We start from the raw sequence: 17,656 nt of genomic DNA, 5'->3' as shown, positions 1-17,656 counted from the left end.
GGAGTCGATTGCACCGCCCGGCGGCGCCGGGCGCGCAATCGCGCCCAAGTGCTGGACGCGCGGTGGTCCGCTCTCTCACTTGGCCCTGCTTGCGCCGGCATCCGCTTAGCGTCGCGGCCATGAAGACAGTGGTGATCAAGGAGTTCGGCGGCCCCCGCGGGCTGGCCGTCGTCGACGCGCCGGCACCGACGCCCGGTGCGGGGCAGGTGCTGATCGACGTCGAGGCGATCGGGGTCGGCGGTGTCGACGTGCTGGTCCGCAGCGGCGCGATCGCCGGGTTCGCGGCGGGCCACGTGCCCGGTGGGGAAGTGGCGGGCACGGTGACGGCGGTCGGCGCCGGCGTCGATCCGATGTGGACCGGCCGGCGCGTGTGGGCGTTCACCGGCGTCGGCGGTGGATACGTCGAGCAGGCGCTGGCGCCGGTCGAGGAAGTCCTTGCCCTGCCTGGGGAGTTGTCCGCCGCCGACGCGGTGACGCTCGGGAGCTCCGGCGTCGTGGCGCACTTCGGGCTGGCCCACGCGCACTTCACCGCGGGCGAGTCGGTGCTGGTGCGGGGTGCGGCGGGCGGCATCGGGACCATGGCGGTGCAGCTGGCGGCCCGGGCCGGGGCGAGCGCGGTGGCGGTCATGACGTCTTCACCCGAGCGCGCCGCCCGCCTCCGCGCGTTGGGCGCGACCCACGTGCTCGATCGTGCGGGCGGTTTCGACGTGATCATCGACGTTGTCGCGGGGGCGGCGCTGTCGTCGTTCCTGACCCGGCTGAACCCGAACGGGCGGTTGGTGGTGGTCGGCGCCGTGGGCGGCCCGCCACCGGCGGACGTCGGGACGACGCTGATGACGGGGTTCCGGCAGTCGTGGTCCTTCGCGGTGTTCAGCGCGGCGTCGATCCCGGTCGCGGAGCGGCAGGCGGTGCGGGCCGCGCAGTTCGAGGCCGCTGTCCGTGGCGAGCTGCGGGCGGTGGTGCACGAGCGGCTGCCACTGGCGGACGCCGTGCTCGCCCACGAAAAGCTCGCCGCGCGGGCGGTGTTCGGACGGCTGGTGCTGGTCCCGTGACGGGTGAATCGGATTCCGGCGTAAACCGGACGGAGCAGCCGGGAGTGTGCATGATGAACCGAACGATCTTCCTGACCCGAAAAGGTGCTCCATGTCCGCTCGCGCACTGCTCCTCCTGGCCGCCGGCGTCGTCCTGCTGAGTGCCGGATGCTCGGGTGGGGTGAGCGGCACCGCCGCGCCGGCCCCGTCGGGCACTCCGGTGGCGCCGCCGAGCACTTCCGCGCCGTCGACCACCTCGGCGCCGCCCGCCACGAGTTCGACGGCGCCTTCGACCTCGGCGTCGGCGGCTGGTGGCGGGGCCGTCGAGCGGTACGAGGCCCTGCTGCACGCGATCGGGCGCCAGGACGTCCCGACGGCCTGTGAGATCGCCGGGCCCGCCGCCAAGCAGGCCGAGGACGAGGGCTTCGGGACGTGTGAGCAGACCTTCCCGATCATGTTCGGGATGATCTCCCCGGCGCAGAAGAAGGCACTGCAGACCGCCACCATCGACCAGGCCCAGGTCGTCAAGAAGAGCGCGACGAAGGTCGAGATCCCGGTCAGCGCGGTGAAGGCGAGCGTCAAGTTCGGCGAAAGCGACCTGGGTGACGCCGTGTTCGAGAAGCGCGGCGGGACCTGGTACATGGTCGACTAACCGAGGGTCGCGATCCCGGCCAGGAAGATGTCGACGCCGGCGAGGAACTGCGCGCGGTCGTCGTGCGCACGCAACTGCGTCGCCGCCTTGTGCACGAACGGGTACTTCGCGGGGTCGAGCCGGGTCCACTGCGCGGCGACGCCGGCCAGGAAGTCCGACCGGTCGGTGGTGGCGAGCCGGGCGTTCGCTGCGTTCTGCCCAGCGACGCCGAGCACGTAGTTCACCAGCGCGCCCGCGGCGTCGAAGATCGCGTCCTCCGGCACGCCGAGCGCGTCGAGCCGGCTGCCGATGCTCTCGTAGATCTCCAAGAGCGCGGGCCGCCACGGCTCCCGGGCGAGCTGGGCGCCGACCCAGGGGTGGGCGTCGATCGCGTCGAACAGGCGCAGTGCGACGGTTCGCAGGGCTTCCCGCGGCTCGGTGCCGGCGACGACGCCGGTGGTGACACCCGCGATGACCTCGTCGGTGGCCGCGGCGAGGAGATCGCTCTTGTTCGCGACGTGGTGGTAGATCGCCCCGTAGCCGGTGCGCAGGCTGGTCGTGAGCGCGCGGAACGTCAGCGCGGCCTCGCCGCCGTCGTCGAGAAGGCCGGTCGCGGTCTTGACGATCAGCTCCTGGGACAACCCGTCGGTGCGTCGTGGCATGAGGCCATCATCGCACGTTTGGATCGGCGATCCAAAGTCGTGCTAGCTTGAGTGGAGTGACGATCCAATCAAGCTCGGGAGGCACCCCGTGAACCCATCCGTGACGATCATCGGCGCCGGGCTCGGCGGGCTCGTGCTGGCCCGGGTCCTGCACCGGAACGGCATCCCGGCCACCGTCTACGAGGCGGAGGCCTCGCCGGCCGCGCGCCGCCAGGGCGGCATGCTCGACATCCACCCGTGGAACGGGCAGCCGGCCCTCGATGCGGCCGGCCTGCTCGAGGAGTTCCGGGAGCTGGTCCTGCCGGGCCGCGAGTCCTACCGCGTCCTCGACCGCGACGGGACCGTGCTGCTGGACCGGCCCGACGACGGCACCGGCGAGCGCCCCGAAGTCCAGCGCGGCGAGCTGCGTCAGCTGCTGCTCGACTCCCTGCCGCCGGACGTCGTCCGGTGGGGCCACAAGGTCGGCGGCGTGCGGGCCCTCGGCGACGGGCGCCACGAGGTGAGCTTCGCCGGCGGCACCACGCTCACGACGTCTCTGCTGGTCGGCGCGGACGGCGCGTGGTCGCGGGTCCGCCCGGTGCTGTCCGATGCCACACCGGCGTACGTGGGCATGGTGGTCGTCGAGACGTTCCTCTTCGACGCCGACACCCGCCACCCCGCCACGGCGAAGGCCGTCGGCGCCGGTTCGCTGTTCGCGCTCGCGCCGGGCAAGGGCATCCTGGCCCACCGCGAAAGTGGCGGCACGCTGCACGCGTACACGCAGCTGCGGAAGCCGGAAGACTGGCCGGCCGACGCACTCGCCGTCGGGGAGTTCGCCGGCTGGGCCCCCGAACTCACGACGTTGCTCACCGCGAGCGACACCCCGCCGGTCGTGCGCCACCTCTGCACGCTGCCGGTCGGCCACCGCTGGGCGCGCCACCCGGGAGTGACCCTGCTCGGCGACGCGGCGCACCTGATGCCCCCGAACGGCGAAGGCGCCAACCTGGCCATGCTCGACGGCGCCCAGCTGGGGGAGGCGATCGCCACCCACCCGGGCGACGCGGAAGGCGCGCTGGCCCAGCACGAAGAGGCCATGTTCGCACGCGAGGCGCACGACCAGGACGTCTACGACGTCATGTTCGGTCCCGAGGCGCCGCACAGCATGGTCGCGCTGCTGTCCTGAGCGGCCGGCCGCGCAGGGCACCGACGAGCAGCAGGTGAGCGCGGGTTTACTCTGGTAGTCGATGACCGAGACACAGGCACCCAGGGCGTACCAGATCCGCACCTTCGGCTGCCAGATGAACGTGCACGACTCCGAGCGCCTCGCCGGGCAGCTCGAGGACGCCGGGTACGCGCCGGTCGAAGACGGGGCCAAGCCCGATCTCATCGTCTTCAACACCTGCGCCGTCCGGGAGAACGCCGACAACAAGCTCTACGGCACCCTCGGGCACCTGCGGCCCGACAAGGTCGCCAACCCCGACCTGCAGATCGCCGTCGGCGGGTGCCTCGCGCAGAAGGACCGCGGGGAGATCGTCAAGCGCGCGCCCTGGGTCGACGTCGTCTTCGGCACGCACAACATCGGGTCTCTGCCCACGCTGCTGGAGCGTGCGCGGCACAACGCCGAGGCCGAGGTCGAGATCCTCGAGTCGCTGGAGACCTTCCCCTCGACGCTGCCCGCGCGCCGGGAGTCGTCCTACGCGAGCTGGGTGTCCGTCTCCGTCGGGTGCAACAACACCTGCACCTTCTGCATCGTGCCCGCGCTGCGCGGCAAGGAGCGCGACCGGCGGCCCGGCGAGATCCTCGCCGAGGTCGAGGCGCTCGTCGCCGAGGGCGTGCTCGAGGTCACGCTGCTCGGGCAGAACGTGAACTCCTACGGCGTCGAGTTCGGTGACCGGCTCGCCTTCGGGAAGCTGCTGCGCGCGGCCGGCGCCATCGACGGCCTCGAGCGCGTGCGGTTCACCTCGCCGCACCCGGCCGCGTTCACCTCCGACGTCATCGAAGCCATGGCCGAGACCCCGAACGTCTGCCACCAGCTGCACATGCCGCTGCAGTCCGGCTCCGACCGGGTGCTGCGCGAGATGAAGCGGTCCTACCGCTCGGCGCGCTTCCTGAAGATCCTCGACGAGGTCCGCGCGGCGATGCCGGACGCGGCCATCACCACCGACATCATCGTCGGCTTCCCCGGCGAGACCGAGGAGGACTTCCAGGCCACGCTCGACGTCGTCGAGCAGGCCCGGTTCTCCAGCGCGTTCACCTTCCAGTACTCGATCCGCCCCGGCACGCCGGCCGCGACGATGCCGGACCAGCTGCCCAAGGCCGTCGTGCAGGAGCGCTACGACCGGCTGGTCGAGCTGCAGAACGCGATCTCCTGGGAAGAGAACAAGAAGATCGTCGGCCGCCGCGTCGAGCTGCTCGTCGCCGCGGGCGAGGGCCGCAAGGACGCCGAGACGCACCGGATGAGCGGCCGCGCCCGCGACGGCCGCCTGGTGCACTTCACCCCGGGCGGCGCCCAGGTCCGCCCTGGTGACGTCGTCGAGACGGTGGTGACCTACGGCGCGCCGCACCACCTGGTGGCCGACGGCGACCTGCTGTCCCACCGGCGGACGCGCGCCGGTGACAACGCGGAAGCAGGGCTGCGGCCGAAGACGAGCGGCGTCACGCTGGGCCTGCCGGGCTTCGGCGCCCCGGCCGCCCAGCCCGAGCCGATGAGTGGGTGTGCGCTGTGACGGAGTCCAAGGGCAACGGCGAGCTGGCCGAGCTGGCCGCCGAAATCGACGAGGTGGGCCACCACGCGTCGCGCACGGTGGAGCTGGGCCGGCGCGGGTTCACCATCGCGGTGTTCTCGTTCGTGCTGCTGGTCTGCCTGATCCTGCCGTGGGTCGGCGACAAGGCGGGCTGGCAGGTGCTGGCCGGCGAGGGCGGCGGCATCCCGCAGCTGTTCGCGGCGACGTCGACCGGCGTCGGCATCCTCGCCTCGGCGCTGGCGCTGGTGACGCGCCGGTGGTGGCTGGCCTGGGTGTGCGCCGCCGGCGGCTGGTTCGCCTCGGTGGACGGGCTGCTGGCGATCTGGTCGCAGCAGTCGTCGCACGCCAGCGGAGCCGCGGGCGGCGGACCCGGGTTCGGCCTGATCATCGCCTGGATCGCGATGATCTGCCTCGCGGTGTCGTGGATGCGGACGGCGTTCTCGCGGTCCTAGATCACCACGAGACCGATGACGCTGGACACGGCGCTGACGTAGAGGTCGGTCTCCGGGTGGAAGACCCGCAGCGTCAGGCTGGCGCGAACGCTGAAGCTCAGGCTGAACACGAAGTTCCCGTTCGGCCGGCAGGTGCCGGTGGTCAGGTTCACCCAGACACCGGCCCGCAGCTGCTGGACGATGACGGGCTCCCCGCCGGTGATGGCTTCTTCGCCGCCGAGGTCGGCGAACGAGCCCTTGATCCTGGTGGTCTCGCCGACCTTGACGCGTGACTTGTCGGCCTTGGCGTCGACCTTGGCCTTGTGCTTCTTCTTGCCGTGCACGACGGCGGGGGCGGGCCCGGTGGCCGCGAGCGCGACGGCCGGGGCGGCGAGCGCGACGGTGCAGGCGATGACCAGTGCGGACACGAGGTTCGATGTCTTGCTCATGATCGAAGTGCAGCACCGGCGACGGCGGAAAGCGCCGGAAGACACCTGGCCGTGCAGCGCCTCACACCGCTTCGGGTGACGCGTTAACCGTCCGATTACCGCCGAAGGCCCCCTCGCCGGAACGAGGGGGCCTCCGGGCGCGAAACCTCAGCGGTCGGCGACCGCGGCTTCCGCGGCCTGCAGCCACTCACGCCACTGGGCAGCCTGCTCGTCGGCCTTCTTCGCGCGCCGCTCGTCGCCGGCGGCACGCGCCTTGGCGGCCTGGGACTCGAACTGCTCGACGCGCTCCCGGAACTGCGCCGCCCGCGCCTGCGCCTCCGGGTCCGTCCGGCGCCAGCGGGTGTCCTCGGCCGACTTGACCGAGTCCTGGACCGCCTTCAGCCTGCCGTCCAGCTCGCGGATGCGCTCGCGGGGGACCTTGCCGATCTCGTCCCACTGCTCCTGGATCTTGCGCAGTGCGTTCTTCGCCGCCTCCAGGTTGGCTGCCGCGTCGATCTTCTCGGCCTCGACCAGCAGCTCCTCCTTGCGGGAGGCGTTCTGCGAGAACTCGGCGTCACGCTCGGAGAACACCGCGGACCGGCGGGCGAAGAACTTGTCCTGTGCCGCGCGGAAGCGCTGCCACAGCGCCTCGTCGCTGTCCTTCGGCGCCCGGCCCGCCGCCTTCCACTCCGTCATCAGGTCCTTGTAGCGACCGGCCGTCTCGCCCCAGTCCTCGGACTCGCTGATGGCCTCCGCCTCGGCGATGAGCTCTTCCTTGCGCTGCTTGGCCGAGGCCCGCTGCTTGTCCAGCTCGGCGAAGTGCGACCCGCGTCGCCGGTTGAAGCCCTCGCGAGCCTTCGAGAACCGCTTCCACAGCTCGTCGTCGGTCTTGCGGTCGACGCCCTTGACCGTCTTCCACTCGTCCAGGATCGCGCGCAGCCGATCGCCCGCCGCCTTCCACTGGGTGGAGTCGGCCGCGATCTTCTCGGCCTCCTCGGCCAGCTCCTGCTTGCGGGCGACGGCGGCCGCGCGGGCCTCCTCGCGCTCCGCCTTCGCGCTGGCCAGCGCCTTCTCGGCGTGCCCGATGACGTACGCCAGCCGCGCGGCGAGCGCGGCCAGGTCGCCGACCAGGGCGGCTTCGGCCAGCCCGTCGCGGATCTGGGTGGCGCTCGACAGCGCGTGCTTCGGGTCGCCGGCGCCGGAGACCAGCCGGGTCTCCAGCAGCTCGACCTCGGTGCGCACGTCGTCGAAGCGGCGGGCGTAGTGCACCAGGCCCTCGTCGGGGCTGCCTGCCTGCCAGACACCGACCGCGCGTTCACCCTCGGCGGTGATGACGTAGACGGTCCCCTCGTCGTCGATCCGGCCCCAGGTGGACGGGGTGGGCTCGGCGGGCGGCACGGGCGGGGCGGCGTGCCCGGTGTGCAGCGCGTGCGGCACCGGGTGCGGGGCCGGGGTACCGGTGGAAGTGTTCTCCTGGGCCATCGCAGGCTCCTTATCGCCTGTACGCCCGCTCGCGCGGGCGCCCCGCCGCGGAAGCGGGGCCGGGTAATGCGGTCGTCACGGGCCGTGCTCGGATGCTACGGCCTCCAGTCGGCATTCAAGCAGCTCAGCGCGCACCGTGGTACCGGATGAGCCACTCGAAGCTCGTGATCCTACTTCCGGTGGACGCTCCGTGTCGGCCCGCCGGTATCGTCAGCCGCCGTGAACAGCCCTGTCGCCGTGGTCGGCCCGACGGCCACCGGCAAGACCGCGCTGGCCGTGGACCTGGCGCTGGCACTGGGCGGCGAAGTCGTCAACGCCGACGCCCTGCAGCTCTACCGGGGCATGGACATCGGCACTGCGAAAGCCACCGAGGCCGAACGCCGCGGCGTCCCGCACCACCTGCTCGACGTCCTGGACATCACCGAGACGGCGTCGGTCGCCGCCTACCAGCGCGACGCGCGCGCCCAGATCGAGCGGCTGCTGGCCGCCGGCCGGGTGCCGGTGCTCGCCGGCGGGTCCGGGCTCTACGTCCAGGCCGTGCTCGACGACCTGCGCTTCCCGGGCACCGACCCCGCCGTGCGCGCCCGGCTGGAGGCCGAGGTCGCGGAGCTCGGCACGCCCGCGTTGTACACCCGGTTGGGGGAACGCGACCCGGCTGCGGCGGCCGCGATCCTGCCGACCAACACACGCCGGATCGTGCGCGCCCTCGAGGTCATCGAGATCACCGGCGAGCCGTTCTCGGCGAACCTGCCCAAGCCCGGCCCGGCCCGCTACGGCACGGTCGTGGTCGGCGTCGACCGGGAGCCCGCCGAGCTCGACGAGCGCGTCAACGAGCGCGTCCGGCGGATGTTCGAGGCCGGGCTCGTCGACGAAGTGCGCGAGCTGGAAAAGCACGGCCTGCGCGACGGGCTGACGGCGTCGCGGGCGCTGGGCTACCAGCAGGTGCTCGCCGAACTGGACGGCGAAGGCGACTTCGACGCGGCCGCCGACGCGACGGCGCAGGCCACGCGGCGCTTCGTCCGGAAGCAACGGTCCTGGTTCCGGCGTGACAAGCGGATCGACTGGTTCGACGGCGCCGAGACCGGGCTGGCCGCACGCGTCCTGGATACCCTGGGCCGGTAATCTTGCCCCTATGGGCGGAATCGAGTTCCTCAAGGGGCACGGCACGCAGAACGACTTCGTGCTGCTTCCCGACGCGGCGGGCCGCCTCGAGCTGACCGAGGCCAGGATCGCCGCGCTGTGCGACCGCCAACGCGGCCTCGGGGCCGACGGTGTGCTGCGCATCGTGCGCGCCACCGCATTGGACGTCCCGTCCGCGGGCGAGTGGTTCATGGACTACCGCAACGCCGACGGCTCGATCGCCGAGATGTGCGGCAACGGCGTCCGGGTCTTCGCCCGCTACCTCGTCGACGCCGGGCTGGCCACCGAAGGCGAGTTCGTCGTCGGCACCCGGGCGGGCGACCGTCCGGTGGTGGTGCACCCGGACCGCACGGTGACGGTCGAGATGGGCCCGGCGACGATCACCGGCACGTCGGTGACGGTCGTGGCCGGCCGCCCGTTCTCCGGCGTCGCGGTCGACGTCGGCAACCCGCACCTGGTGTCGCTGCTCGACGACGACGTGGCGGACCTGGACCTGCGCGACCAGCCCGACTTCGACCACGACTTCTTCCCGCACGGGGTCAACCTGGAGTTCGTCAACCGGCTCGGGGAGGGCGCCCTGCGGATGCGCGTGCACGAGCGCGGGGTGGGCGAGACGCGGGCGTGCGGCACGGGCACGGTGGCCGCGGTGGCGGCGGCGTTCCACCTGGCGGGCACCGACACCGGCGCGTCCACAGTGGACATCCCGGGCGGCCGGGTGTCGGTCACGGTGTCCCGCGGTGGTTCGACACTGTCGGGCCCGGCGGAGATCGTGGCCCGCGGCGAGCTCGACGAAGCCTGGTGGGCCGCCGCCGCTTCGTGACGGCGACCCACCCGGGTCAGACTTCGGCTCGCACCGCGAAGTCGCCTTCGCGGGTCTCCGCCGAGGAAATCACTCCCGCGACGCGGATGTCGGGCTCGATCTGCTTGAACCGCGCCACCAGCTCCGCCGGGCCGGTCACCGTCAGCGTCTCCACCGCCGTGCGCATCGACACCTTCGCGTCCGTCTTCGCCCGGCGCACCGCCGCGATGACGTCGCCGGCCAGGGAAAGCAGCTCCGGGTCACCGTCGGCCGCGGCCACGGCCGGCCACGGCGCGCGGTGCACCGAACCCTCCTGCCACCACGACCAGACCTCCTCGGTCGCGAACGGCAGGAACGGCGCGAACAGCCGCAGCACCGCCGACAACGCCGTCACCAGCGCCGCCTGGGCCGAAGAGGCTCCCAACGGACCCAGGTCGCCGTACGCGCGGCCCTTCACCAGCTCGACGTAGTCGTCGCAGAACGTCCAGAAGAACGTCTCCGTCACCTGCAGTGCCCGCGCGTAGTCCAACGCCTCCAACGCCGCCGTGGCCTGGGAAACCACCGTGGCCAGCGACGCCAGCAAAGCGCGGTCCAGTGGCTCGGAAGCGACCGCGTCGGGTGAAGGCACGCCGAGGCCGAGCACGAACCGGCTCGCGTTGAGCAGCTTCGTCGCCAGGCGGCGGCCGACCTTCATCTGGCCCTCGTCCACCGCCGTGTCGACGCCGGGGCGCGCGCTCGCGGCCCAGTAGCGGACCGCGTCGGAACCGAAGCGCTCCAGCAGGTCCACCGGTGTCGTCACGTTGCCCTTGGACTTCGACATCTTCTTGCGGTCCGGGTCGAGCACCCAGCCCGCGATCGACGCCGCCCGCCACGGCAGCACGCCGTGCTCCAGCTCCGCGCGCACCGCCGTCGAAAACAGCCAGGTGCGGATGATCTCGTGCGCCTGCGGCCGCAGGTCCATCGGGAAAACGCGCGCGAACAGGTCGTCGTCGAGGCTCCAGCGGCCGACGATCTGCGGCGTCAGCGACGACGTCGCCCAGGTGTCCATCACATCGGGATCGGCGGTGAACCCGCCCGGCACGCCGCGCTGCTCCTCGGTGAAGCCCGGCGGGACGTCACTGCTCGGGTCGACCGGCAGCGCATCCGGCAGCAGACGCGCGTCGTGGTCCGGCTCGCCACTCGCGTCGAGCCGGTACCAGAGCGGGATCGGCACGCCGAAGAACCGCTGGCGGCTGATCAGCCAGTCACCGGCCAGGTTCTCCACCCACGACGAGTACCGGACGCGCATGTGCTTCGGCACCCAGTTCAGCTCTTCGCCGCGCGCCAGCATCTTCTCCCGGAACGCGGCGTCGTTCCCGCCGTTGCGCAGGTACCACTGCCGGCTGGCGACGATCTCCAGGGGCTTGTCGCCCCGTTCGTAGAACTTCACCGCGTGCGTGATCGGCCGCGGTTCCCCGTGCAGGGCCCCGGCTTCGCGCAGCAGGCGGACCATGATCTCGCGTCCCGTGTGGACGGTCTTGCCGACCAGCCGCGCGTACGCGTCCGAAGGCACGCCGGACGGCGCGTCCGGCAGGAACCGGCCGTCGCGGCCCAGCACCACCCGCGTGGCCAGCCGCAGCTCGCGCCACCAGGTGACGTCGGTGGTGTCCCCGAACGTGCACACCATCGCGATCCCGCGGCCCTTTTCGGGGTCCGCGAGGTGGTGCGCCACGACGGGCACCTCGACGCCGAACACCGGCGTCGTCACGGACTTCCCGAAGAGCGGCTTGAAGCGCTCGTCATCGGGGTGCGCCACCAGGGCGACGCACGCGGGCAGCAGCTCCGGCCGCGTCGTCGCGATGACGACGTCGGCGCCGTCCGGCCCGGTGAACGCGAGGTCGTGGAAGGCGCCGGGGCGTTCGCGGTCCTCCAGCTCGGCCTGGGCGACGGCGGTGCGGAACGAGACGTCCCACAGCGTCGGCGCTTCCGCCTGGTAGGCCTCGCCACGCTCGAGGTTGCGCAGGAACGCGCGCTGCGAGATCAGCCGCGACTCGTGCCCGATCGTCTGGTAGGTCATCGTCCAGTCGACCGAGAGCCCGATCTGCCGCCACAGCTGCTCGAAGACCTGCTCGTCGGTCTCGGTCAGCGACTCGCACAGCTCGACGAAGTTGCGCCGCGAGATCGAGACCACGTCCTTGCCCGGCTTTTCCGGGGCGCGGAAGTCCGGGTCGTAGGGCAGCGAAGGTTCGCAGCGCACGCCGAAGTGGTTCTGCACGCGGCGTTCGGTCGGCAGGCCGTTGTCGTCCCAGCCCATCGGGTAGAACACCTCGCGCCCGCGCATCCGCTGGAACCGCGCGAGGACGTCGGTGTGGGTGTAGGAGAACACGTGCCCGATGTGCAGCGACCCGCTGACCGTCGGCGGCGGCGTGTCGATCGAGTAGATCTCTTCGCGCGTCTTCGTGCGGTCGAAGCGGTAGGCGCCGGTGGACTCCCATACGGGTACCCACTTGGCCTCCAGACCGTCGACACCGACCTTGTCCGGGACTCGTGGGCGCTCGTAAGGGTTGCTCATGAAGCAACTCTAGGCGGCGGTGGCACCTGCTTTTTCGACGGTCGGCAGGTCGTGCATCTTCCGCAGCGGGGAGCACACCACCCACAGCGCGGCGGCGGCTTCCCCGGCGACCGCGACCCACACCGCGCCGCGCAGCCCGAGCCCTTCGCCGAGCGCGCCACCCAGCAGGCCGCCGAGCGGCAGCGTGCCCCAGACGAGGAACCGCACGCTCGCGTTCATCCGGCCCAAGAGCCGGTCGGGGCAGATCGCCTGGCGGTAGGAGACCTGCGCGACGTTGTAGACGATCACCCCGAACCCGTAGACGACCTCGCCGAACGCGGCGAGCGCGAGCCGCCAGTCCGCCCCGGTCCAGGGGACCAGCAGGTGCGCGGGCCAGGACAGCAGCGGGATCAGCCAGATCGTCCGGGCGTGGCCGATCCGCCGGGTGAGCGCGCCGGAGAAGACCGCGCCGAGGATGCCGCCCGCGCCGCCGACGGCGAGCATCACACCGACCACCGCCGGGGACAGCCCGACCGTGTGGGTGAAGAACAGCACCTGGACCGCCACGAACGCGCCACCGAAGAGGTTCGCCGTCGCCGTGCACGCCACGCTCGCGCGCAACGGCTTGTCGGAGAAGACGAACCGCAGGCCTTCGGCGATCTGCGGCAGCAGCCGGGCGTGCCCCGAGCGGTCCGGCTCGGGTTCGGTCGCGCGGATCCGCAGCAGGCACAGCGCCGACGCGAGGTAGCCGAACGCGGTGACGAGCACCGTGTTCGCCGCGCTGACCAGCTGGACCAGCACGCCCGCGCCACTCGGCCCGGCGACCTGCGCGACGGACTGGACCGCCTGCAGCTTCGCGTTGCCCTCCAGCAGGCGTTCCCGGCCGACGAGCGAGGGCAGGTACGACTGGTAGGCGACGTCGAAGAACACCGTCGCCACGCCGACGCACAGCACGACCACCAGCAGCTGGGCGAACGTCAGCACCCCGGCCCACCAGGCGAGCGGCACGCTCAGCAGCAGCGCGAAGCGGGTGAAGTCGGCGGTGAGCATCACCCGGCGGCGGCGCAGCCGATCCACCCACACCCCGGCGGGCAGCCCGATCAGCAGGAACGCCAGCGTCTGGGCCGCGGTCAGCAGGCCCATCTCGAACGGTGTCGCCGACAGCGTCAGGACGGCGAGCAGCGGAATGGCCGTGTACCCGACCATGGTGCCGAACTGGCTGGCCGTGTCGCCGGCCCAGAGCCGTCTGAAGTCGGCGTGGAAGAACAGTGACCCCCTGCGCATGCGCCGAGTGTGGCGTGAGTGATTGGAAAGTGTCAATCACTGTTCGCTCTAGGCTGTGCCGGTGCCACCCGAGAAACGACGTACCGCCACCGAAGCCGAGGCCGCCGCGCTGGCCTCCGGAATACGGCTGCGCATCATCCGGTTGACCTTCTCCGAGGCGCTCACGAACAAGGAGCTCGCCGAGCGGCTCGGCCGGGATCCCGCGACGACCCTGCACCACGTGCGCAAGCTCGTCGAGACCGGTTTCCTGGCCGCGCAGCCGCCGCGGCGCGGAGCCCGGGGCGCGAAGGAAATTCCGTATCTTTCGACGGGACTTTCCTGGACACTCGACTCATGCGGTGACAAGGACGTGGAGCAGGCGGTACTCGAGGCCTATCTGGCCGAGATCGCCGAAACCGGATTCGAGGGCGTGCACCAGACGCGCCTGGTCGTCCAGGTGGCCCCCGAGGAGCGGGCGGAGCTGGAAACGCGGCTCAACGCCCTGCTCGAGGAGTTCCGCACGCGCCCCCGCCGTCCCGGCGCGGAGCGCACCGCGCTCTACCTCGCCACCTATCCCAGCTCGTAAAAGTTCGGTTCCCGCGGCGAAACGTGGGAACATGGAGGCACGATGACAGAACTGACACACACCGAAGACCACGACGACGACCTGTACGACGGTGACCCGTCGACGGGTGAGATGGAGCTCGAGGACCGGGCGTCGCTGCGCCGGGTCAGGGGACTGTCCACGGAGCTCGAGGACGTCACCGAGGTCGAGTACCGGCAACTGCGGCTCGAACGCGTCGTGCTGGTCGGCGTGTGGACCGAGGGCACGGCCCTGCAGTCCGAGGCGTCGCTGGCCGAGCTGGCGCGCCTGGCCGAGACAGCGGGCTCGGAGGTCCTCGAAGGCCTCATCCAGCGGCGGCCCAAGCCGGACCCGGCCACCTACATCGGCTCGGGCAAGGTCAAGGAGCTGCGCGACATCGTCGGCTCCACCGGCGCCGACACCGTGATCTGCGACGGCGAGCTCTCGCCGGGCCAGCTGCGGCAGCTCGAGGAGAAGGTCAAGGTCAAGGTCATCGACCGGACCGCGCTGATCCTCGACATCTTCGCCCAGCACGCCCGGTCCAAGGAGGGCAAGGCGCAGGTCGAGCTGGCCCAGCTGCAGTACCTGATCCCGCGCCTGCGCGGGTGGGGTGCGTCGCTGTCCCGGCAGGCCGGTGGGCGTGCCGGCGGCGCGAACGGCGGCGTCGGCCTGCGTGGTCCCGGTGAGACCAAGCTCGAGACCGACCGGCGGCGGATCAACAAGCGCGTGGCGAAGCTGCGTCGCGAGATCGCCGCCATGGACACCATCCGCGAGACCAAGCGCGGGCGGCGGCTGGCCAACGAGGTGCCCAGCGTGGCGATCGTCGGCTACACCAACGCCGGCAAGTCGAGCCTGCTCAACGCGCTGACCGGGGCCGGGGTGCTGGTGGAGGACGCGCTGTTCGCCACCCTCGACCCGACCACGCGGCGCGCGCAGACCGCCGACGGCCGCGGCTACACGCTGACCGACACCGTCGGGTTCGTGCGGCACCTGCCGCACCAGCTGGTCGACGCGTTCCGCTCGACGCTGGAGGAGGCCGCGGACGCGGACCTGCTGCTGCACGTGGTGGACGGGTCCGACCCGGCGCCGGAGGAGCAGGTCAGCGCCGTGCGCGAGGTGCTCGGCGAGATCACCCGCAAGCGCAAGGAGCCGCTCCCGCCGGAGCTGCTGGTGATCAACAAGATCGACGCGTCCGACGAGGTCAGCCTCGCCCGGCTGCGGCACGCGCTGGCCGGCTCGGTCCAGGTGTCCGCCCGGACCGGGGCCGGCATCCCGGAGCTCGTCGAGGTGCTCGCCGACCGCTTGCCGCGGCCGGAGGTCACGGTCGACGTCCTCCTGCCCTACACGCGCGGCGAGCTCGTCGCGCGGGCGCACGCGGAGGGCGAGGTGCTCGAAGAGGAGCACGCCGAGGACGGCACGCGCCTGCTGGTGCGGGTCCGTCCGGACCTCGCGGCGGCTTTGCGCGAGTACGAGACCAACTCGACCAGGGCCTGAGACGTCTACATTCCAGTGTGCGATCCACCGGGGGTCGCACACTGGAATGTTTTCGGAGGTGGCTGGGTGCGCTGGGTGGTCGCTTGCGCGGCGGGTTTCTTGGCTTTGCTGAGCGGGCCGGTCCCGGCTTCCGCGGCTCCGGCCGCTCCGGAGCCGTTGTGCACGATGAAGGATTCGCGGATCGGCGAACTGTCCGGCCTGGTCTCCGACGGCTCGAAGCTCTACGCGATCAACGACGGCGGCACCAAGGTCCAGGTGTTCGTGCTCGGGCGCGACTGCAAGGTCCAGAAGGTCCTCACGGACAAGACCGACCCGTTCGACGTCGAGGACCTGGCCCGGACGCCGGACGGCACGCTGTGGCTGTCCGACACCGGTGACAACAAGAAGGGCCGGCTGACGGTCGCCCTGCTGGAGATGAGCCCGGCGGGCAAGCTCACGCTGCACCGGCTGACCTACCCGGACGGCCAGCACGACACCGAAGCGCTGATCATGGACAAGGCGGGCACGCCGTACCTGATCACGAAGGACATCCTCGGCCAGGCGCAGGTGTACCGGCCGTCGGGCCCGCTGGGCAGCCCCGGGCCGACGAACCTGGAGAAGGTCGGCACGGTGAAGATCGAAACGACCGACACGCAGGGCGGCCCGGTCGGCTCGATCGGTTCGGTGCTGGTGACCGGGGGCGCGTCGACGGCCGACGGCAGTGTCGTCGCGCTGCGGACCTACACCGACGCCTACCTCTACCCCGCGCCGGACGGCGACGTCCTGGCCGCGCTGCAGCGCACGCCGGTGCGGGTGCCGCTGGCGGGGGAGAAGCAGGGCGAGTCGATCGCGTTCGACCCCGACGGGACGTTGCTTTCGGGGAGCGAAGGCGTCGGGCAGCCGATCCGCGCGGTGAAGGGCGCGGCCGCGCTGGCCGTTGCCTCGTCCGACGAAAAGCCGGCTTCGAGCGCGGCCGGAGGGTCCGCTTCGGACGGTGGGGGAGTGCCGTACCTGCCCGCGGCGGGAATCGCGGTGGCCGTGGTGGGACTCGGCTGGTTCGGATTCAGCAAGCTGCGCCGCCGCCGGGGCTGAGCACCGGTTCGTCCTTCGCGTGGTGCGGGGCGCGGCGGCTCAGGCCGCGCAGTCCTGCGCACCACGCGAAGGAAACCTCGACCGGCGCGGCGGCGGACCGGGCCGGGCTCCCCGTCCACCCGCCGCACCGCGGTCAGGCCTGCGCTCGGCTCCCCACGGCCGAAGATCATCCGATCCGGTGAACCCTCCCGGGCCGTGCGATAGCCCGGAAGGCACCGCTCACAGGCGGCGCAGGACCGCGACCACCTTGCCGAGCACCGTGGCGTCGTCGCCCGGGATCGGGTCGTACGCCTCGTTGTGCGGCATCAGCCAGATGTGGCCGCCCTTGCGCTTGAACGTCTTGACCGTGGCCTCGCCGTCGATCATCGCCGCGACGATCTCGCCGTTGTCCGCGTCCGGCTGCTGGCGGACCACGACCCAGTCGCCGTCGGTGATGGCCGCGTCGACCATCGAGTCGCCGGTGACCTTCAGCAGGAACAGCTCGCCCTCGCCGACGATCTCCCGCGGCAGCGGGAACACGTCTTCGATGGCCTGCTCGGCCAGCACCGGGCCACCGGCGGCGATCCGGCCGACCAGCGGCACGTACGCCGCCTTCGGCATCACCGGCTGCTGGTCCATCTCGATGCCCATGGGGTTGTCGTCGGTCGCCGACAGGACGCCGACCGCGCGCGGCCGGTTCGCGTCCCGCCGCAGGTACCCCTTGCGCTGCAGGGCGCGCAGCTGGTGCGAGACCGACGACGTCGAGGTCAGGCCCACCGCCTCACCGATCTCCCGGACGCTCGGCGGGTAGCCGAAGCGGCTCACCCACGAGCGGATCACGTCGAGGACCTGCTGCTGTCGGACGGTGAGGGTCTCGTCCACGTCGTACACCTCGGGCATGGAGTGCACGCTGCCCCCGGGGGACCCACTGGTCCTGCCCGCCTTGTTCTCCTTCGCCACTGCGTCGCCTCCCAGACGTTCGCTGCACGTATCGCGCGCCGGCCGCCGCCCGCCGGGTGCGGGCAGGCTCGCCGGCGGCATCTGCCCGGCAGATGCCCTGGTCACCGACGTTAGCCCCCGGGCACGACGATTTCAAACATCTGTTCGATCGACACGCCGTGTCCGCTCGATTTTGTCAGTGGTAGGTGGTAGACCTTCGCACGGGCGTTCGATAGAACGCTTGTTCGACCTTGATCCACGGGCCGGTCCCGGCCCCGGAAACGGGCGGACACAGGGTTTCGAGGAGGTTCGGATGTCCATTCTGGCCGAACGCGGAGCGGTCCGCCCGGCGACCCCGGCCCCGGCGCACCCTCGTCCGGTGCGCGTCCTGCGCGGGCGCCGCGGCGAGGTCCAGCGCCCGCCGACACGCGCGCGGGTCGTGGCGGGCCGCCGCCCGGCGGGTGCGCCGT

16 protein-coding genes are annotated in these 17,656 nt (G+C 71.9%); 10 read left to right on the top strand and 6 right to left on the bottom strand.

Translation table 11 applies throughout. The annotated features are described in order from the left end of the window. Window positions 1–119 precede the first annotated feature (119 nt). Complete coding sequence (locus tag M8542_RS35240) at window positions 120–1,052, top strand: zinc-binding dehydrogenase (RefSeq protein ID WP_257924655.1); 933 nt, start codon at window positions 120–122, stop codon at window positions 1,050–1,052. Window positions 1,053–1,143: 91 nt separating this feature from the next. Continuing rightward, a complete protein-coding gene (locus tag M8542_RS35235) occupies window positions 1,144–1,683 on the top strand; it encodes a hypothetical protein (RefSeq protein WP_257924654.1) in 540 nt (179 codons plus the stop codon). Here M8542_RS35235 and M8542_RS35230 read toward each other — a convergent pair. Further along, the gene (locus M8542_RS35230; protein WP_257924653.1) at window positions 1,680–2,324 is read right to left on the bottom strand and encodes a TetR/AcrR family transcriptional regulator; all 645 of its coding nucleotides are present in this window, start codon (window positions 2,322–2,324) and stop codon (window positions 1,680–1,682) included. The two genes, M8542_RS35235 and M8542_RS35230, sit on opposite strands and share 4 nt — an antisense overlap. Window positions 2,325–2,412: 88 nt before the next feature. On the opposite strand from M8542_RS35230, the gene M8542_RS35225 reads away from it, so the two are divergent. The 3 genes from M8542_RS35225 to M8542_RS35215 all read left to right on the top strand — a co-directional run bounded on the left by M8542_RS35225 (window position 2,413) and on the right by M8542_RS35215 (window position 5,499). Continuing rightward, a complete protein-coding gene (locus M8542_RS35225) occupies window positions 2,413–3,486 on the top strand; it encodes an FAD-dependent oxidoreductase (RefSeq protein ID WP_257924652.1) in 1,074 nt (357 codons plus the stop codon). A 61-nt stretch (window positions 3,487–3,547) separates the two neighbouring features. After that, window positions 3,548–5,029, top strand: coding sequence for a tRNA (N6-isopentenyl adenosine(37)-C2)-methylthiotransferase MiaB (gene miaB / locus M8542_RS35220; RefSeq protein ID WP_257924651.1), 1,482 nt, complete (start codon window positions 3,548–3,550; stop codon window positions 5,027–5,029). Continuing rightward, entirely contained in the window at window positions 5,026–5,499 is a 474-nt protein-coding gene (locus M8542_RS35215; RefSeq protein WP_257924650.1) for an Rv2732c family membrane protein, read from the top strand. The genes miaB and M8542_RS35215 overlap by 4 nt, the downstream gene beginning before the upstream one ends. Here the strand turns inward: M8542_RS35215 and M8542_RS35210 are convergent. Together M8542_RS35210 and M8542_RS35205 are read right to left on the bottom strand one after the other, a co-directional pair. Beyond that, window positions 5,496–5,927 (bottom strand): hypothetical protein, encoded by a 432-nt coding sequence (locus M8542_RS35210; protein ID WP_257924649.1) that lies wholly within the window; start codon window positions 5,925–5,927, stop codon window positions 5,496–5,498. The two genes, M8542_RS35215 and M8542_RS35210, sit on opposite strands and share 4 nt — an antisense overlap. 147 nt (window positions 5,928–6,074) lie before the next feature. Next, complete coding sequence (locus M8542_RS35205; RefSeq protein WP_257924648.1) at window positions 6,075–7,388, bottom strand: DUF349 domain-containing protein; 1,314 nt, start codon at window positions 7,386–7,388, stop codon at window positions 6,075–6,077. A 219-nt stretch (window positions 7,389–7,607) separates the two neighbouring features. Between M8542_RS35205 and miaA the strand changes: the two genes are divergently transcribed. Both miaA and dapF read left to right on the top strand, forming a co-directional pair. Continuing rightward, on the top strand, window positions 7,608–8,510 hold the full coding sequence (miaA, locus tag M8542_RS35200) for a tRNA (adenosine(37)-N6)-dimethylallyltransferase MiaA (RefSeq protein WP_257924647.1): 903 nt from the start codon (window positions 7,608–7,610) through the stop codon (window positions 8,508–8,510). Window positions 8,511–8,520: 10 nt separating this feature from the next. Continuing rightward, complete coding sequence (gene dapF, locus M8542_RS35195) at window positions 8,521–9,348, top strand: diaminopimelate epimerase (RefSeq protein ID WP_257924646.1); 828 nt, start codon at window positions 8,521–8,523, stop codon at window positions 9,346–9,348. Window positions 9,349–9,364: 16 nt separating this feature from the next. Here dapF and valS read toward each other — a convergent pair whose 3' ends face one another. Further along, on the bottom strand, window positions 9,365–11,878 hold the full coding sequence (gene valS / locus M8542_RS35190) for a valine--tRNA ligase (RefSeq protein ID WP_257924645.1): 2,514 nt from the start codon (window positions 11,876–11,878) through the stop codon (window positions 9,365–9,367). Between the two features lie 9 nt (window positions 11,879–11,887). Next, complete coding sequence (locus M8542_RS35185) at window positions 11,888–13,141, bottom strand: MFS transporter (RefSeq protein WP_257924644.1); 1,254 nt, start codon at window positions 13,139–13,141, stop codon at window positions 11,888–11,890. A gap of 61 nt (window positions 13,142–13,202) precedes the next feature. On the opposite strand from M8542_RS35185, the gene M8542_RS35180 reads away from it, so the two are divergent. The 3 genes from M8542_RS35180 (at window position 13,203) to M8542_RS35170 (ending at window position 16,268) form a co-directional block, all read left to right on the top strand. After that, window positions 13,203–13,706: an ArsR/SmtB family transcription factor gene (locus M8542_RS35180; RefSeq protein ID WP_257924643.1), complete on the top strand. Its 504-nt coding sequence runs from the start codon at window positions 13,203–13,205 to the stop codon at window positions 13,704–13,706. A 42-nt stretch (window positions 13,707–13,748) separates the two neighbouring features. Beyond that, window positions 13,749–15,197 (top strand): GTPase HflX, encoded by a 1,449-nt coding sequence (gene hflX / locus M8542_RS35175; protein WP_257924642.1) that lies wholly within the window; start codon window positions 13,749–13,751, stop codon window positions 15,195–15,197. A gap of 66 nt (window positions 15,198–15,263) precedes the next feature. After that, window positions 15,264–16,268 (top strand): SdiA-regulated/phytase-like domain-containing protein, encoded by a 1,005-nt coding sequence (locus M8542_RS35170; protein WP_257924641.1) that lies wholly within the window; start codon window positions 15,264–15,266, stop codon window positions 16,266–16,268. Between the two features lie 219 nt (window positions 16,269–16,487). On the opposite strand, the gene lexA is transcribed toward M8542_RS35170, so the two are convergent. After that, window positions 16,488–17,147: a transcriptional repressor LexA gene (lexA, locus tag M8542_RS35165; protein ID WP_257924640.1), complete on the bottom strand. Its 660-nt coding sequence runs from the start codon at window positions 17,145–17,147 to the stop codon at window positions 16,488–16,490. Between the last annotated feature and the right edge of the window lie 509 nt (window positions 17,148–17,656).

Origin of the sequence: Amycolatopsis iheyensis (assembly GCF_024703995.1) — a bacterium.
Taxonomy (GTDB): Bacteria; Actinomycetota; Actinomycetes; order Mycobacteriales; family Pseudonocardiaceae; genus Amycolatopsis; species Amycolatopsis iheyensis.
Note: the sequence above shows the minus strand (reverse complement) of the source record. Positions and strands in the feature narration are given on the sequence as shown.

Excerpts from the sequence above, each read along its gene's own strand:
- M8542_RS35240 (WP_257924655.1), top strand. The coding sequence starts at position 120 with ATGAAGACAGTGGTGATCAAGGAGTTCGGCGGCCCCCGCGGGCTGGCC.
- M8542_RS35235 (WP_257924654.1), top strand. The coding sequence starts at position 1,144 with ATGTCCGCTCGCGCACTGCTCCTCCTGGCCGCCGGCGTCGTCCTGCTG.
- M8542_RS35230 (WP_257924653.1), bottom strand. The coding sequence starts at position 2,324 with ATGCCACGACGCACCGACGGGTTGTCCCAGGAGCTGATCGTCAAGACC.
- miaB (WP_257924651.1), top strand. The coding sequence starts at position 3,548 with ATGACCGAGACACAGGCACCCAGGGCGTACCAGATCCGCACCTTCGGC.
- M8542_RS35210 (WP_257924649.1), bottom strand. The coding sequence starts at position 5,927 with ATGAGCAAGACATCGAACCTCGTGTCCGCACTGGTCATCGCCTGCACC.
- M8542_RS35205 (WP_257924648.1), bottom strand. The coding sequence starts at position 7,388 with ATGGCCCAGGAGAACACTTCCACCGGTACCCCGGCCCCGCACCCGGTG.
- dapF (WP_257924646.1), top strand. The coding sequence starts at position 8,521 with ATGGGCGGAATCGAGTTCCTCAAGGGGCACGGCACGCAGAACGACTTC.
- valS (WP_257924645.1), bottom strand. The coding sequence starts at position 11,878 with ATGAGCAACCCTTACGAGCGCCCACGAGTCCCGGACAAGGTCGGTGTC.
- M8542_RS35185 (WP_257924644.1), bottom strand. The coding sequence starts at position 13,141 with ATGCGCAGGGGGTCACTGTTCTTCCACGCCGACTTCAGACGGCTCTGG.
- hflX (WP_257924642.1), top strand. The coding sequence starts at position 13,749 with ATGACAGAACTGACACACACCGAAGACCACGACGACGACCTGTACGAC.
- lexA (WP_257924640.1), bottom strand. The coding sequence starts at position 17,147 with ATGCCCGAGGTGTACGACGTGGACGAGACCCTCACCGTCCGACAGCAG.